At 43.2% G+C, this 16464-nt stretch carries 13 protein-coding genes and 1 pseudogene; 9 read left to right on the top strand and 5 right to left on the bottom strand.

The features are described 5' to 3' along the window. Positions 1-100: 100 nt before the first annotated feature. The 3 genes from hutU to AC25Y5_RS02385 are packed head-to-tail and all read left to right on the top strand — an operon-like array spanning position 101 to position 4025. Positions 101-1780, top strand: a complete 1680-nt coding sequence (hutU, locus tag AC25Y5_RS02395) for a urocanate hydratase (RefSeq protein ID WP_488138939.1) — start codon at positions 101-103, stop codon at positions 1778-1780. After that, positions 1777-3039, top strand: a complete 1263-nt coding sequence (gene hutI / locus AC25Y5_RS02390; protein WP_488138938.1) for an imidazolonepropionase — start codon at positions 1777-1779, stop codon at positions 3037-3039. The genes hutU and hutI overlap by 4 nt, the downstream gene beginning before the upstream one ends. Next, positions 3036-4025, top strand: a complete 990-nt coding sequence (locus AC25Y5_RS02385) for an agmatinase family protein (protein WP_488138937.1) — start codon at positions 3036-3038, stop codon at positions 4023-4025. Before hutI ends, AC25Y5_RS02385 begins: the two co-directional genes overlap by 4 nt. A 110-nt stretch (positions 4026-4135) precedes the next feature. Here AC25Y5_RS02385 and AC25Y5_RS02380 read toward each other — a convergent pair whose 3' ends face one another. The 5 genes from AC25Y5_RS02380 to AC25Y5_RS02360 form a co-directional block, all read right to left on the bottom strand. After that, positions 4136-4744 carry a peptidoglycan DD-metalloendopeptidase family protein gene (locus AC25Y5_RS02380; protein WP_488138936.1) on the bottom strand — a complete coding sequence of 203 codons (609 nt, stop codon included), beginning with the start codon at positions 4742-4744 and terminating at the stop codon, positions 4136-4138. 26 nt (positions 4745-4770) lie between these two features. Further along, positions 4771-4974: a hypothetical protein gene (locus tag AC25Y5_RS02375; protein ID WP_488138935.1), complete on the bottom strand. Its 204-nt coding sequence runs from the start codon at positions 4972-4974 to the stop codon at positions 4771-4773. Between the two features lie 66 nt (positions 4975-5040). Next, entirely contained in the window at positions 5041-5169 is a 129-nt protein-coding gene (locus AC25Y5_RS02370) for a YvrJ family protein (RefSeq protein ID WP_082786727.1), read from the bottom strand. A gap of 76 nt (positions 5170-5245) precedes the next feature. Further along, on the bottom strand, positions 5246-5464 hold the full coding sequence (locus AC25Y5_RS02365) for a DUF2922 domain-containing protein (protein WP_488138934.1): 219 nt from the start codon (positions 5462-5464) through the stop codon (positions 5246-5248). Between the two features lie 37 nt (positions 5465-5501). Beyond that, positions 5502-5723 carry a DUF1659 domain-containing protein gene (locus AC25Y5_RS02360; protein ID WP_488138933.1) on the bottom strand — a complete coding sequence of 74 codons (222 nt, stop codon included), beginning with the start codon at positions 5721-5723 and terminating at the stop codon, positions 5502-5504. Between the two features lie 437 nt (positions 5724-6160). Between AC25Y5_RS02360 and AC25Y5_RS02355 the strand changes: the two genes are divergently transcribed. From AC25Y5_RS02355 to AC25Y5_RS02330, 6 genes and pseudogenes are all read left to right on the top strand, one after another. Beyond that, positions 6161-10927 carry a 5'-nucleotidase C-terminal domain-containing protein gene (locus tag AC25Y5_RS02355; RefSeq protein ID WP_488138932.1) on the top strand — a complete coding sequence of 1589 codons (4767 nt, stop codon included), beginning with the start codon at positions 6161-6163 and terminating at the stop codon, positions 10925-10927. A gap of 71 nt (positions 10928-10998) precedes the next feature. Continuing rightward, positions 10999-11223: pseudogene (locus AC25Y5_RS02350) on the top strand (PhnE/PtxC family ABC transporter permease); the annotation flags it as partial. A gap of 24 nt (positions 11224-11247) precedes the next feature. Continuing rightward, positions 11248-12831 (top strand): bifunctional metallophosphatase/5'-nucleotidase, encoded by a 1584-nt coding sequence (locus AC25Y5_RS02345; RefSeq protein ID WP_488138931.1) that lies wholly within the window; start codon positions 11248-11250, stop codon positions 12829-12831. Positions 12832-13390: 559 nt separating this feature from the next. Continuing rightward, a complete protein-coding gene (locus AC25Y5_RS02340) occupies positions 13391-14587 on the top strand; it encodes a multidrug effflux MFS transporter (protein WP_488138930.1) in 1197 nt (398 codons plus the stop codon). Between the two features lie 563 nt (positions 14588-15150). Continuing rightward, on the top strand, positions 15151-15714 hold the full coding sequence (locus tag AC25Y5_RS02335) for a TetR/AcrR family transcriptional regulator (protein ID WP_488138929.1): 564 nt from the start codon (positions 15151-15153) through the stop codon (positions 15712-15714). 162 nt (positions 15715-15876) lie between these two features. Further along, entirely contained in the window at positions 15877-16392 is a 516-nt protein-coding gene (locus tag AC25Y5_RS02330; RefSeq protein WP_488138928.1) for a DUF2798 domain-containing protein, read from the top strand. Positions 16393-16464 lie beyond the last annotated feature (72 nt).

Below are 16464 nucleotides of genomic sequence, written 5' to 3'. Positions count from 1 at the left end.
CCCCTAATTGAGCTATTAAACTTAAAATAGTTAACATACCATAAAAGATGACTGAACTTTTAGTATATAATGAATACAACAGAACAGGGGGGTGTTATTTATGAAAGCGGTTCCGTCAGAAAAAGTAATTCGTTATAGAGGGACAGAATTGAATACAAAAGGCTGGCAGCAAGAAGCAGCTCTTCGTATGTTGATGAATAACTTGGACCCGGAAGTTGCAGAGCATCCCGATAAATTAGTGGTCTATGGTGGGATCGGGAAAGCTGCTCGGAACTGGGAAAGCTTTGATGCGATTGTAAAATCACTGAAAGCGCTAGAAAATGATGAAACGTTACTTGTTCAATCGGGTAAACCGGTCGCTGTTTTTAAATCGCATACCGATGCACCACGCATTCTCATTGCCAATTCAAACATCGTTCCGGCGTATGCAAACTGGGAGACGTTCCATGAACTCGATAAAAAAGGGTTAATGATGTACGGGCAAATGACGGCGGGAAGCTGGATTTACATCGGTTCACAAGGCATTGTGCAAGGCACATACGAGACATTTATTGAGCTTGCGAAAAAGCATTTCAATGGCAGTTTGGCAGGAACAATTACTGTAACTGCAGGGCTTGGCGGCATGGGTGGCGCACAACCGCTTGCAGTGACGATGGCGGGCGGCGTTTGTATCGGCATCGAAGTGGATGAGACTCGAATCGATCGCCGCATTGAAACGCGTTATACAGATGTGAAAACGGATTCACTGGATGAAGCCATCCGTCTGGCAGAAGAAGCTAAAAAAGAAGGAAAAGCATTATCCATTGGTTTACTCGGCAACGCTTCTGAAATTTTACCTGAAATGATTGCGCGCAATTTCACGCCCGATGTGCTGACAGACCAAACGTCTGCACATGATCCATTAAACGGTTATATCCCTACAAACATGTCTTTAGAAGATGCTGAGATCCTGCGTACGAATGATCCGGATGCATATGTGAATAAGTCAAAAGCGTCAATGGCTGTACATGTTCAGGCGATGCTTGACTTGATGGACAAAGGCGCAATCACATTTGACTATGGCAATAACATCCGACAAGTGGCGAAAGATGAAGGCGTAGAAAATGCATTCGATTTCCCAGGATTTGTTCCGGCTTACATCCGTCCACAATTTTGCGAAGGGAAAGGTCCTTTCCGCTGGGTTGCGTTATCAGGTGATCCGGAAGACATTTATAAATTAGATGAAGCGATTTTGCGTGAGTTCAGTTATAACGAACACTTATGCAACTGGATTCGTATGGCACAGGATAAAATTGAATTCCAAGGACTACCAGCCCGCATTTGCTGGTTTGGTTACGGGGAACGCGCGCGCTTCGGGAAAATCATCAATGATATGGTAGCAAGCGGCGAATTAAGTGCACCGATTGTCATCGGTCGTGACCATCTGGATTCAGGATCTGTTGCTTCTCCGAACCGTGAAACAGAAGCGATGAAAGACGGATCAGACGTTGTTGCAGATTGGCCGATTTTAAATTCCATGATCAATGCAGTTGGTGGCGCAACATGGGTTTCATTGCACCACGGTGGGGGTGTTGGCATGGGTTATTCAATTCATTCCGGAATGGTTATTGTGGCAGATGGAACGAAAGAAGCAGAAATTCGACTAGAGCGTGTATTGACGACAGACCCTGGAATGGGCATTGCACGCCATGCGGATGCGGGCTATGAAATTGCTGAAAGAACAGCTCGTGAAAAAGGCGTTAACATTCCAATGCTCGCGAAAGGAAATGATCCACAATGATAAAACCACTCTGGATTAAACATGCAGCTCAGCTAGCGACGCTCACTTCTGCCAATAAAGGACCTCGCTCAAAAGAAGCGATGTCCGAACTTGGCATACTAGAAGACGGCAGTTTATGGATTGAAGATGGCATTATTCAAGCGGTTGGATTAACAAATGATCTTGAAAAGCGCTATGCAGACCGTTTACATGAGGCGGAAATTGTAGACGCTACGAGCCATCTCGTGACTCCTGGGTTAGTGGATCCTCATACGCATGTTGCTTACGGAGGCAGTCGTGAACGTGAATTTGAGATGCGTTTAGAAGGTTCGACATACATGGATATTATGAATGCGGGGGGCGGCATCCATGCGACAACGCGGATGACACGTGCTGCATCGGAAGCGGAATTAATCGAACAAACGACTCGACGCCTCGATTTGTTCCTTGAACACGGGGTTACGACAGTCGAAGGGAAAAGTGGTTATGGAATGGATTTGGAGACGGAGTTAAAGCAACTTCGTGTGATGAAGACATTGCAGGAAACACATGCCATCGATATTGTTCCGACCTTTATGGGGGCGCATGCCGTTCCGGTTGAATACAAAGGGCGGGAAGACGAATTTGTCGATGTAATCATTCATGAAATGTTGCCTGTGATTGCCGAAGAAAAGCTTGCTGTATTTAATGATGTGTTTTGTGAAAAAGGCGTTTATACACCTGAACAATCAGAACGCGTATTGGAAGCCGGTAAACGTTTGGGGTTGATTCCAAAAATCCATGCCGATGAAATTGAATCATACGGCGGGGCAGAGCTTGCAGCAAAGGTCGGTGCCATTTCGGCGGAACATTTACTGAAAGCTTCCGATGAAGGCATCCGAGCAATGGCGAAGGCGGGCACGATTGCTTGCCTGCTTCCTGCAACCGCGCTGTATTTGCGTGAGCAAGCGGCAGACGGACGGAAAATGATTGATGAAGGCGTTGCTGTTGCCATTTCTACGGACTGCAATCCCGGTTCATCTCCAACAACGTCCATGCCACTTGTCATGAACTTAGCTTGTATTTCTATGCGACTGACGCCTGCGGAAGCATTGACAGCGGCTACGTATAACGCAGCTTGCGCCATTCAATGTGAAGACAAGGTGGGTTCTCTTGAAGTGGGGAAACAAGCGGATATCGTCCTATGGAATGCGAAAAACTATCAAGAAATCCAGTACTTCTTTGGCGTGAATCATGTAAAATCTGTGTGGAAAAAAGGCGTATTGGTGGTGGGGGAATGAAACATGCATGGCTTCAACCACCTGAATGGTCGTGGAATGTAGCAGGACAAGAAGTGACACATGTTCATCAATGGGTTCAGCCACTGAACGATGGAGAAGCTAAACCGGGTCTCATTCTATATGGTTCGCCGCTTTCTAGGTCATCGATTAGTGTCTCGGGTGCCTCATTGTACCCGAATGAGTTTCGAAAATTGTGGAAAAGCTTCGCCACTTATAATTTAGATGAAGATATCGACTTAAGTGCTTTTCGGGTTGCTGATGCAGGTGATGTACAGATGCATACGACGGATATCCTGTTATCACATCAACGAATCCAAGAAGCAACGGCCTCTCTTGTAGCGAGCTATCCGAATACGTTGACTTGCATGATTGGCGGAGATCATTCGACGACAGCATGCGCGATTCGAGGGATTAAGGATGTTCATCCAGAGCGAACAATTGGGATTTTACAGTTGGATACGCATCTGGATGTACGGGATCCTGCAGAATTAGGTCCAGCGAATGGAACGCCAATTCGGCAACTGATTGAGGGCGGCGTGGTGAAGGGGAAGCATATCATCAACGTCGGGTTGCACGGCTATTATAATGCAAAACCGCTCGTGGACTATGCCAAGCAGCATCATATTCAAATGGTGACTCTCAAACAAGCTCGCATGCAAGGCATAATCGAAACGATCCAAGCAGCACTTCAACAACTGGCTGCAGAAGTAGATTGCGTGTATGTCACTGTAGATATGGACGTGCTGGATATATCCGTTGCGCCGGGCGTTCCGGCATCTACGCCAGGCGGGATGACGGCGATAGAGCTGTTTGATGCTTTGCTTACGATCGGTCAGCATGAAGCTGTTCAGCATATTGACTTTGTCTGTTTGGATCCAAGCAAAGATTCCGCGGTTTTGGAAACTGTCAAGATTGGGGTTTATGGCTGGTTGCAGTTTGTTACGGGTCGGGTTAGTCGGTTGAAACAAGATGTCCAACGAACTTAGTAAAGTCTCCAACAAAACCCCAAAACTGTCCAACAAACAATTCCCAGGCTCATTCAAAAAAGCCCAACTTCTCATAGAAAATGAGAAATCGGGCTTTTTTCACGCTTACTTTACCTCGGCACCACATGATCTTTCGCCCATTTAGCAAGTGCAGCTGTCGTCAACTTCCCTGCAATTCCGTCTACAACAAGTCCTGATTGCTTCTGAAATGACTGTACCGCAGCCTTTGTAGCGGGCCCGTTTAGGCCATCTACAGCGATCTTGTAACCTACTTTGACGAGCAAACTTTGTATTTTTTTCACTTCATGATTCAAAACATAACATAACGGATCAACGGCATTCGTAAACTTGTTATTCCAACGACCGATGTGGACCTCGAAATGAAGGTGGATTCCTGTACTATTCCCAGTCGACCCTTTCACGCCGATACGTTCGCCCTGTTTGACTGTCTGCCCGACTCTGACACCAATTGACCGTAGATGTGCATACACGGTTTCAAACGTCTTTCCACCAATTGAGTGGACAATCATAACCGTGTTACCATAACCATTTGTAGACTTTGAAAAAGTAACTTTCCCGGCAGCTGCTGCAACAATTGTATTGTTTGATGGCGTATTTCCGTAATCCACACCAAAGTGCATCGTTCGAAAATGCGTAATCGGATGGATGCGGTAACCGAAAGGAGATGTGATACGACCCTCGCATGGTTTAATAAACATTGTTTTCCTCCTTTTTAAAATTATGTTTAACGACCGCTCAAATATCGAGTTCGACCGCCCGAATATGGTATGCAACCGCCCAATCCCCAGGACAGACCGCCCAAATATGGATTGCAACCGCCCAATCCCCACGGCGTACCGCCCGAATCTGGATTGCAACCGCCCAATTCCTGCAGCGTACCGCCCGAATCTGGATTGCAACCGCCCGATTCCTGCGGCGGACCGCCCAAATACGGTTAACAACCGCCCAAACTTTACAACGCGAGCGAGTCGTCCAACTGAAGTTTGATTAACATTCACTGCATTTTTAATGAAACCAACACATCATGGATCGCGACGAGTTTTGTTTCGAGCCGGTGCAAAAGATAGAATGATACGAATATCGGGAAACCGACTTCTTGTATGAGACTCATCCATTGTTCCATCTCGTTTCCTCCTCTCTATTAAAATGAAAAAACCGGTCCCCAGTCCGAAAACTGGTGAACCGGTCGTTGTTGCTTGTTAGGCGTTTACAAGTTCTGTTACATTTCGCTCAATAACCCGAGCGCTAACAACTGTTGCCAGCGGAGCGCCGTTAATTTCGAATACATTCGCAGCAATGATTTCCTGCATCGCAGCCTCGATGCTTTGCGGAGTCAAATCTGCGCGGGGTTCATCCACCGACAAACTCACCCTTTTTCCGCTCGCTGTGTTGAAGTTCAACTGTAGTGTTTTAGCCATTTTTCATTCCTCCTTTCCTGATTAGTTAATTGGTGAATTAGTTAATCAAACTCGATGTTTCCACGATATCCGCTCCGATGAACGGCAAAGTTGAGAGTCGACCCAGTTGCTCCAGCGCTTGGTACAAGTTCTCAGCAGGTGCATTTTCCTTGATGTAGCGGTACGTCTTCGCTTTGCGGATTAGCTTTCCGTCCTCTGTCAAACCACCGTCGAAGAATACGCGGCCCGACGCTTGTTGAAATTCGATTGTTGCTGCCATGTGAATCACCTCCTTTCACCCTCTATATAGAGTAAAAGGGAAGGAAAGGGGACATTAGTTAAAAAAAATTTCCGTTATCACCGTTTAATACTATCTAGACAACTCACTGCTATCCGGTTTGTGGAGACTGTATTTATGTAAGTCTATGAAATCGGAGAAAATCCTCTTGAGTCATTTAGACTTGTAAGGGAGACCGTTCGAAAACCCACGCGAACCGCCCGAATCTTCCACTCGACTTCTATCACCACTTCATACGAACCCTTATCATAATTCAATATAAAATATTGAACCGTCCACAAAAGACACAAAATATACGCTAAATTAACGATGTCTTTACAAATTGAGGATATTCTTAAACTAGGTTACTTATTGTCTCTTATAGGGTCATAGGTTTACGAGCATATATAGAAAAACAACAAAAGGAGGGGGAAAGAAAATTGAATAAGAAATTATTTTCTGTGTTATTAGCATTTTTAATTGTTTTTACGAGTATATTGCCGAGCACGAATCTATACATATCTGCAGAAGAGATTGGTAATGACGCTGTGATTCAGCCAGCGGAGAACGCAGAGGTTAAAGTAACAGACCCCTACATCGTATTAGAGGATTTTGAGAATGGAATTGGCACATGGCATGCAATTGGTTCGAAATTTAACACTGTCAATGCTTCCATTTCAGATGATGTCGTTCGATTTGGTAATCAAGCCCTAAAATTAGATTATGACTTTTTAGGACAACAAGGGACTTCAGGTGTCTATGCTCAGCGAGATGTGAAGTTTGAAATTCCTGGTGATCCAGAGAAAATTGGTATGTGGATTTATGGGGATGGCCATAAACATTGGTTAAGGCAATCATTAGTCGATGCAAATGGTCAAGGTTTTAATATTGATTTTACATCGGATTATCCGAATGGCGTGACATGGAAGGGGTGGAAGTATGTTGAGGCAAGCATTCCTGGCAATTGGGTTGCCCCCTTTAGTGTCAATCAAGCTGTGCGATATATGGCTACAAATGATGGAGGGAAATCAGCGGGTACGATTTATGTAGATAATATCCGTGCGATCTATGGTGAATATGATGAGGACGTTACGAATCCAACGTTAACGAACTTTTCACCAGCTGAACCTGCAGCAAAGAGCCAACCGGAAATTAGTATCGTAGCGACAGATAATGATGGTGGTTCTGGGATCGATGCAGAGCGCATTTTTATGAAAATCGATGGAAAAGACGTTACGCCTCGTTATGATGCTTTAACTGGAGTCGTTTCTTATGTGCCAGAAACACCGTTAGCCGAGGGGCTTCATGAAGTGTATGTTGAAGTGTTTGACAAAGAGGGTAACCACAAGTTCGACACGATGAATTTTCAAGTAAATGCTGGGGGACCTGCGTTTAATTGGGTTGGTCCTGAAGAAGCATATGCAGGAGCAACGTTTGATGTTCAATTAAAAATGAGCAATCTATCTGCATTAAGCGGAGCAGAAGTTGAATTAGCTTTTGATTTTAGCTTATTGGAATTGATAGATGGAGACAAGACAACAGATGGTTTTCAAGTAAAAGTCGCCGATAAATGGAAAAATACTGTCCGTATCAATGAAGTAAATAGGGAAAAAGGCACGATCCATCTTAGCTTTGAAAACCTAAACGCGATTGCAGCAGAAGAAAGTGAAGTACTAGCTACAATTACATTCAAATTAGGCCTTGATGCAAAGGGTGAAGCGGAAGTCGGGCTTACCAAAGGATCGATGACATATGTGGGTTCAAATGAAGCTACACCATTTTTTACAGAATCGTATAGAGCGCCTATTTCCCAGCCGCTCGTTTTATCGATAGAAGGAAAATCAGTAGGAACATCGACGACAATTAAAGTGACCGATCAGCAAGGAAATCCTATTGAAGGTGCAAAAGTAGAAATCGTCAATGCACAAGGGAAAAACTTAATTAAAATAATTAATGATACAACAATCTATCAAGGCGGAAGTGGCGTAAAAGGTGAAGCCCATCAAGAGGTTAAAGTAGGAACATATATGACTTATATGAATCCTCCGACTGGTAGCTTTCCATTTTACCGTGTGTATATGCCAAATGGCGTTGCAAGATACTTCCATGTACCTGCAGCGGATGCGGAGAAAGTAGATTGGAACGCTCTTTTTGCAGAATCAGATGCGAATGGTGAGATCCACACCGATGATTTAACACTTTCACAAGTGCCGTTAAGTCTACAAGCAACGAAGGGTGATTTAGTTAGCCAAGTTGAAACATTCACTCCAGTTCCGCAGTTAGGAATGGAAAAGCCTGAGAATATCACATTAACTTGGACAAATGATCCAAAAACAACGCAACATGTGACATGGCGTACAGGAACCGCAACAAGGGATAGTGTTTTAGAAGTAGTCGAACAAGCAAGTGGTTTTGAAAGTGATACAGTCAAGCGCTTTGAAGGGACAATTGAATTTTATTCAGATGTTACTGGTGAAATGAATATTCATCATGTAGAGGCAAATGGGTTAACACCAGGTGTTACGTATCAATACCGTGTTGGCAATGGTACGAAAGAAGGCTGGAGTGAAGTTAGTACATTTACAACGGAATCAGCTGCAGAAGCCGATCCATTCAGCTTTTTATTCTTCACAGATACGCAATCGGAAAATGCAGCAGGCTTTAGTATATGGACAAAATTATATGAACTGGGATTAGAAAAATATCCAGATACAAAATTTGCACTCCATTCTGGTGATATCGTCGAGGATGGAAGTAGAATGAATCAGTGGGATTTATTCCTAAATGCATCGAAAGGACTTAGCAATCAAATTCCGTTCATGTCTGTATTAGGCAACCATGATGTCTATGGTGATGGTGAGTCGATTTATCAATCATTATTCCCATATCCACAAAATGGACCTGCCGGGAAAGAAGGGTTTGTGTATTCCTTCGAATATGGAAATGCGAAATTCATTATGCTCAATTCAGAATTTGGTGTGCAAGATATGAATGAGCAACAAGCATGGATTCGCGAAGAAGTGGAAAACTCGGATAAGGAATGGACGATTGCAATGTTCCACCGTCCAGCATACAAGAGCAATCCATTAACAGGAACAAATGCGACTGCCGCGACATTTGCACCAATTTTAGAAGAAATGGGTGTTGATGTCGTATTAAATGGTCATGATCATGCTTACATGAGAACCCACGCGATGAAGGATGGACAAGTCCAAGCAAATGGCGAAGGAACAGTTTATGTCATCGGTGGATCTGCAGGACCCAAGTTCTATCCTGTGGAAGACAATGATTATGTAAATGTACAATACGATACAGATAAACAAGTTTTCACATCAATTGCAATTGAAGGAAAGCAGTTAAAAGGTGAAGTGTATACGATTGATAATGAATTGGTAGACTCATTTGTCTTGAAAAAACAGGCGGAAGAAGAGCCAGTACCAGGTCCTGAACCAGATCCAGAATTGCAGAAACCTGAAAAAATATACAACTTAAAAAATTATAAAACTGGAAAACTAATGATCAACAAGCCGAGCGTTTCGATTACGCTAGATGCAGCATCAGAAATTAAAAATGGTGTTGTGTTTACGGGGAATTATGCAGAATTTCATGGCGCAGGATTTGTTGATAAAACGATTACCATTAAACCGAAAAAAGCCGGTGCAATTATCGACTTTAAAGGTACTAAAGTTCAAAAAGTAATTATTGATGGAAAAAACGTAGCAGAAATTAGAGGCGCTGAAAATGCACAGTTTGAATATATAAACGGAGCAGCGGAGAAAGATATCACGTTTGTCGCTTTATCAACGCAAGACAGCGCGACAATTTTATATTTTAATGATGCGCATAATATTAGTCCGGTGAAACCTACCGGTGGCGTTGCGAGATTAGCTACCGTTGTAGAGGATGTCCGAAGCACACAACCAAATACGCTTGTTGCATTCGGTGGAGATTTAGGTGGTGGTTCCGTTTTTGGTGCAGCATTCAAAGGATTTCCACTTGTAGAAGCATTTAACTATATCCCGATTGACTATGCTAATTTTGGTCAGCACGATTTCGATGCGGGTGCAAGTAATACGAAGGAATTAGTGAAGAGTTCTGAGTTTACTTGGATTTCATCCAATCTAAAGAATGAAGTGGGCAATCCGTTTGCAGATGTGCCAACGTATGCAATCGAAGAAATGTCTGGACTGAAAATCGCTTTTATTGGTTTAACGGACAGAATGGTTACGACAAGTGTATCGAATGAAGTATTTCAAGAGGATGTTATTGAATCAGCGAAAGCAGCAGTAGAATCAATTAAAGAGAATGAAGAAAGTGTCGATATCATAATTGCCTTAACACAACAGGCTCAAGAATTTGATAAACAGTTGCTTGAAGCTGTTCCAGAAATTGTTTATATTTTCTCAGAGGAAGAATTTGAAAATGAATCAACAGTAAATGAATATGATGGTCGATTTGTTGCGAAACCTCAAGGTAATATCGGTTCGGTTATTCGATTAGATATTACAAAAGAAAATGGGGAAATTAATTTAGACACAATTGTTATCGATTTGGATGATACGATTGCAAACCATCCTGAACTTCATGTGATGGCAGAAGGTTATCAAACGGAGCTTCAAGAACGACTTGGAGATACGATTGCAGAACTGGCTCACGATATGCCACGCGATGGTAGACTGACAGAGGAGCAAGCAATCGGAAACTTTATTACCGATAGTTATAGAGATTATTACAAAGCAGATATCTCCTTTTTAAATGGTGGAGGAATCCGGGAAGAAGCGAAAGCGGGAAACTTCACAATGCTGGATGCCTATGCAATCTTACCATTCGGCAATAAGCCAATTCTAACCGATGTCTTGGGCAAAAGTATTCGACTCGCACTTGAAAATGGTGTGAGTCAAGCAGCGTATAATGGTTTCTTACATGTCTCTGGTATGACTTATGAATTTGATCTTCGTAAACCAGTTGGAGAACGGGTTAGCAATGTAACTGTTGGCGGTCAGCCACTTGATGAAAACAAGGTATACAAAGCAGTCATGCCGAACTTTATATTCAACGGTGGTGACGGATTTACAATGTTTAGTGAAGATGAAATACTTGTCGACGAAGGAAATGCGATCACAGATGCAGAACTCTTAATTCAATATGCGAAGCAATTAGGCGTTATCGATACACAAGTAGAAGGTCGAATTACGGAGTTGAAGTAGAGGAATAGTTTTTAAAAAAATGTAAAGCCTGCTGTGGAGGGAATTGCTCTTCAGTGGGCTTTTTTAATCTCCAGCTCGTCCCAGAATTTTTATCATTTACGCTGTATCGTTTCGAAATTGCTGTCCGTTACGCAACAATCCTCGGATTAGTGGGTGCAGGTGGAATTGGGACGCCGTTGATTTTCGCCTTGAATGCACGTGCGTGGGAAAGTGTGGGCATTATCCTGCTCGGCATTATTATCATGGTGACCATTATTGACATTATTTCTGGTAGACTGAGACGGAAATTAGTGTAATTTGAATGAATGCAAAGGTGGGGAATGAAAATTAGTAGAATTGAGATTGTTATTCTAGAAACAAGCGATATTCATGGAAATATTTATCCAATCCATTACGGAACAAATAACTATGTACATAGCGGCCTTGGTAAAATGGCAACCCTTATCAAACAAGAAAGGGAAAAGCACGAGCATGTCCTCTTAATTGACAATGGGGATTTGATCCAAGGGACACCCCTCGCGTATCATTCTATTAAAATGAAAAAAAGTGACCCGAATCCAATGGTGCTCATTGCGAATGAATTAAACTATGATGCGGCGGTTTTTGGTAATCATGAGTTCAACTATGGCCAAGAAATCGTGCAGAAGGTAGTGAACCAGTCTACATTTCCTTGGATTTCTGCCAATTTGTTGGATGAACGAACGGGCGAACCATTTTATGGAAAGCCGTACATTATAAAAGTGTTCCCCGGGAATTTGAAAGTAGGCATCCTCGGACTGACCACACCCTATATCCCGAACTGGGAACGTCCAGAGTTCATTGCGGGCATTGAATTTGCAGATCCTGTTACGGAAGCGAAAAAGTGGGTCGACTACCTTCGTAATCACGAAAAAGTGGACATCGTCGTAGTCTCTTATCATGGCGGTTTTGAAAGGAATCTAGATACTTTTGAACCGAGTGAAGCATTGACCGGTGAGAATCAAGGAACTCAATTGTGTATGGAAGTCGAAGGGATCGATGTTTTGCTGACCGGTCATCAGCACCGTCAGATTTCAGGAATGTATATAAATAACGTCATTGTCGTACAACCCGGACATCATGGACAGGCGCTTGGAAAAGTGACGTTGTGTCTTGAAAAACATGACAACAAGTGGAAATGCATTGAGGGAAGTTCCAGCCTTTTGCTTGCGTCGGAAGTGGAAGCAGATGAAGCGATTCTCGCGTTAACCGCACCGTATGAAAATGAAACGCAGGAGTGGCTTGATCAGCCGATTGGGAAAATTGAAGGGGATATGCTGATTCATGATCCAATTGATATTCGTTTGAAGGATAATCCGTTAATTGAATTTATTAATCAAGTTCAAATGGCGGCGTCGGGTGCAACGATTTCGAATACTGCTCTGTTTGACAACCACTCGCTTGGATTTCCTGAAAATGTGACGATGCGAGACATTGTGTCTAACTATGTTTACCCAAACACGTTAACAGTGATTCGGATAAGTGGACAAGACATAAAAGACGCATTGGAACGGTCAGCTTCCTATTTCAAGCAATACACGGATGGGCAGATTGAAGTGAATCCTGCATTTATCAATCCAAAGCCCCAGCACTATAATTATGATATGTGGGAGGGCATTGACTACCTAATCGATATCTCAAGACCTGTCGGCGAACGCATCGTAAAGCTTGATTACCAAGGTGGTCCAGTTGATATGCAGGTGGAATATGACGTAGTCATGAATAATTACCGGGCGGGTGGAGGAGGCAATTACTGGATGTTCAAAGGGAAACCTGTGGTCAAAGACATACCTGTGGATGTAACAGAATTGATTGCGGATTATTTTTTAAAAGAGAAAGTAGTACGTGCCAATGTAAATACTAACTGGAGAGTGATTCATGATTGATCACTTTCTTTCTAGTAGGGCTTTCGAAGTACCTTCGCGGAGAGCGCTCGAAAACCCTCGCGCACCGCTTGAATTTCCCGTACGACCGCCCGAACCCCCTCGCGCACCGCCCGAATCCACCGCCCGACCGCCCGAACCCCCTCGCGCACCGCTCGAATCCCCCGCGCGACCGCCCGAACCCTCTCACGCACCGCTCGAATCCCCCGCGCGACCGCCCGAACCCCCTCGCGCACCGCTCGAATCCCCCGCGCGACCGCCCGCACCCTCTCGCGAACTGCTCGAATTCTTCGCGTGACCGCCCGAAGCCCCACGCGAACCGCTCGAATCCATCGCGGGACCGCCCGAAACCCCACGCGAACCGCTCGAATTCTCCGCGTGACCGCCTAAAAACCCTCAACAACCGCCCAACGCTAAGGTATACCACTTATGCTATACTTAAATAAAATCAGAATAATGGCTAGATTACTAGTCAACTAATCAATCAGGCGAATAAAAGTCTACTAGAAGTACAAAAAAGTAGCTCTCAAAGATCGAATTTAGAAGGAAGTGTCAATCTAGTATGGCTAAAGTGAAAAAAGAAGTGAAGTTACATAAGTTTTGGATTGTCCTCTTACTAGGATCCCTTACTGCCATCGGGCCGCTATCAATGGATATGTATTTGCCGGCGCTTCCGATCGTTGCAACTGATTTACATACCTCAACATCGCTTGCACAATTAAGTTTGACCGCGTGTTTAATAGGGCTTGCCGTCGGACAGCTGATTTTCGGTCCATTGAGTGATATTCGGGGGAGACGCAAACCGCTCATATTTACGCTAATCGTATACGCGACTGCCTCTGTTTTATGTGCATTCAGTACGACGATTTGGGTTTTTATCGGGTTGCGATTTATCCAAGGGGTATCAGGTGCGGCGGGAATCGTTATCGCACGTGCGTCTGCCCGGGATATGTATTCTGGTAAAGACTTGACGAAGTTTATTGCTTTACTGGCACTTGTAAACGGTGCAGCGCCGATTCTTGCGCCCATTTCAGGTGGATTTGTTTTAAACTTCGCATCATGGAACGCCGTGTTTATCATATTAGGTGTAATTGGTCTTCTTATGTTTTTGGCAGTTACGTTCTTTCTCCCTGAGACGTTACCTGAAGAAAAAAGGTCTGAGGGAAGTATGCTGGCGGTCGTCAAGACATTCGGGAATTTATTTAAAGACCGTGTGTTTCTGGGGATATCGGGCACACTAGCCTTGATCATGTCGAGTATGTTTGCATACATAGCGGGGTCTCCTTTTGTCCTGCAAAACCTTTACAATGTCACACCTCAACAGTTTTCCATGTTGTTTGCACTAAATGGTTTAGGCATTATCATCGCCGCGCAAGTGACAGGTAGATTAGCAAGCACCGTTGACGAAGTGAAATTGCTTTTTACAGGGGTTTTATTGTCATTCACAGGAAGTATATTACTCTTTATCGTTGTTTCAAATGACCTTTCTTTATTCGCAATGACCGTAGCCCTTTTCCTCGTCGTTTCAAGCGTCGGGATGGTATCGACGTCCGCATTTTCGCTCGGCATGCAAAGCCAAGAAAAAGCGGCTGGAAGTGCTTCAGCCTTTCTGGGACTGCTCCCATTTATCGGTGGGGCGATCGTTGCGCCACTTGTAGGAATAGCAGGGGACCAAACGGCGTGGCCGATGGGCATCATAATTATGACTTGTAGCAGTGGTGCGCTTGTCCTGTTTTTGCTATTCGTGAGAAAAAGGTAAGTTTATTACGAGGGGTAGGTATTCATTTTCAGGAGAGAAAAGGTTAGGCCTGCAATTGTATAATGAAAAAGTTGAAACCAGACAAAGTGGCTTTTGTCTGGTTTTTTATGATGTATGGAATTTCAGGGATGCTGTGTATGATATTACTCAGTTAATTCACTTCAATTTCATAATTGCTTATTTTAATTGGAAAACCTAACATTAACGAAATTTCGTTATCAATTATTAACTTGCACGGATGAGTTCCGTTGATTGTAACGGAAGGCGGCGACTCCAGCGGGAACAGCGCGAGCGGAAAGCCCCGCAGGAACGCAGTGACGAGGAGATTGAAGCCGTGCCCGCGGAAAGCGTCCGCCTGGAGTGTAAATCAACCTTGTTTGGATTTTAATTCGAAATCCTCTAGTATGAAATTGACTCAATTACATACTTATTAGGGAAATTTTAGTCAAATAAGAGCATTTTTAGCTGTCTAAAATGTAATAAAACTGAAAACTTTTATTCAGGTTGAAAACTTGTTATAATTAAAACAGACCGGTTGGTATGTAGGGAGGAATACATCAATTATGGATACAAAATCGATATTAATTGATACGGCGACGACCCTTTTTCAACAAAAAGGGTATAAAAGTGTCGGACTTAATGAGATTTTAACAGCCTGTAATGTTACAAAAGGAGCGCTCTATCATCATTTCCCAAATGGAAAAGAAGAATTATTGATTACTTGTTTACACGGTTTAAACGAAGTCATTACCACAGATATTGAGGCTATATTCAGTAGGCATGAAGCAACGGAGGACGCGATACTGTCAATGATTGATAAGTTGGTTCACAACTTTGAAAGAGACGGCACCATTATCGCCTATACATTTAGCAGCATTGTCAGTGAAATGGCAACGATGAGTGAACCAGTCCGCACTGCTTGTAGTGCTCTATATGAAAACATTCAACAGCTTTACTATGAGAAACTTGTAACGGAAGGCTATTCGAATGAATCGGCTTCCGCTTGCGCGTTGTTGCTGACAGTTTCGATTGAGGGTGCAATGATGCTTTGTTTAACGCAAAAATCCGCATTACCTTTGAAAACAATTGCGACATTATTGCCGAGTATTTTAAAAGTAAACAGATAAAGTAGACAGAGCTCTTTACGATTGGGTTGTTTAACTGAGTGCATTTTTAGTGCAAATTGCATTTACGGCAGCTTCATTGATTTGCGTTAAGTTCATAACTGTATTTGCTTTTGTATTTAGAGTAGGTCCAATACGAATTTTGAAAGGAAGAGAAATCAAACGATGCATCAAGAAAACAGACTACCCAAAAACGCTAAAGAGGGCGCGTTATTCGGCGCTATCATCGTAACACTATCCGTATTATTAATAGGATCAATCAACATAATCCTTTCGGCTGGAGGATTCAACAAAGACGTTGCAATGAGCATGTTAATCACGTTACCTATTATTTGGGTTATCGTTATGATTATTGAACCTGTCGCAATCGGTCGTTTTGCAGAATTTTTATCGTCAAAATTCATTTCACCAACAGATGGTTTTGCTGCTCGTATCATGTTCCGTACGATTTTTACAGTATTGGGTATGTCATTCACAATGACAATTATTGGAGACATCGTTGGAAATGGTTTTAGAGATGATTTCGTTGCTCACTTCCTACAAACTTGGCCTCGTAACTTCTTAATCGCTCTATTTTTAGAGAGCTTAGTTATCCAGCCAATTGCACGCTTTGTAATGGTTAAAATGCACGCAGCGCAAGATAGAAAAGCTGCAGTTCAAGCGAAAACACAAAACGTTTAAAAAAATGGCTCAGACTTTTATCAAAAGTCTGTTGTGACCCCTTAAAGTTAGAGTTTTATATTATGCAGCTAA

It is taken from the genome of Sporosarcina sp. Y1011, assembly GCF_057669885.1.
Note: the sequence above shows the minus strand (reverse complement) of the source record. Positions and strands in the feature narration are given on the sequence as shown.

What these genes read in the sequence shown, in the direction of transcription:
- AC25Y5_RS02385 (WP_488138937.1), top strand. Translation starts at nt 3,036, where the DNA reads ATGAAACATGCATGGCTTCAACCACCTGAATGGTCGTGGAATGTAGCA.
- AC25Y5_RS02335 (WP_488138929.1), top strand. Translation starts at nt 15,151, where the DNA reads ATGGATACAAAATCGATATTAATTGATACGGCGACGACCCTTTTTCAA.
- AC25Y5_RS02330 (WP_488138928.1), top strand. Translation starts at nt 15,877, where the DNA reads ATGCATCAAGAAAACAGACTACCCAAAAACGCTAAAGAGGGCGCGTTA.
- AC25Y5_RS02360 (WP_488138933.1), bottom strand. Translation starts at nt 5,723, where the DNA reads ATGGCAGCAACAATCGAATTTCAACAAGCGTCGGGCCGCGTATTCTTC.
- AC25Y5_RS02345 (WP_488138931.1), top strand. Translation starts at nt 11,248, where the DNA reads ATGAAAATTAGTAGAATTGAGATTGTTATTCTAGAAACAAGCGATATT.
- AC25Y5_RS02380 (WP_488138936.1), bottom strand. Translation starts at nt 4,744, where the DNA reads ATGTTTATTAAACCATGCGAGGGTCGTATCACATCTCCTTTCGGTTAC.
- AC25Y5_RS02365 (WP_488138934.1), bottom strand. Translation starts at nt 5,464, where the DNA reads ATGGCTAAAACACTACAGTTGAACTTCAACACAGCGAGCGGAAAAAGG.
- AC25Y5_RS02370 (WP_082786727.1), bottom strand. Translation starts at nt 5,169, where the DNA reads ATGGAACAATGGATGAGTCTCATACAAGAAGTCGGTTTCCCGATATTC.
- AC25Y5_RS02340 (WP_488138930.1), top strand. Translation starts at nt 13,391, where the DNA reads ATGGCTAAAGTGAAAAAAGAAGTGAAGTTACATAAGTTTTGGATTGTC.
- hutU (WP_488138939.1), top strand. Translation starts at nt 101, where the DNA reads ATGAAAGCGGTTCCGTCAGAAAAAGTAATTCGTTATAGAGGGACAGAA.
- hutI (WP_488138938.1), top strand. Translation starts at nt 1,777, where the DNA reads ATGATAAAACCACTCTGGATTAAACATGCAGCTCAGCTAGCGACGCTC.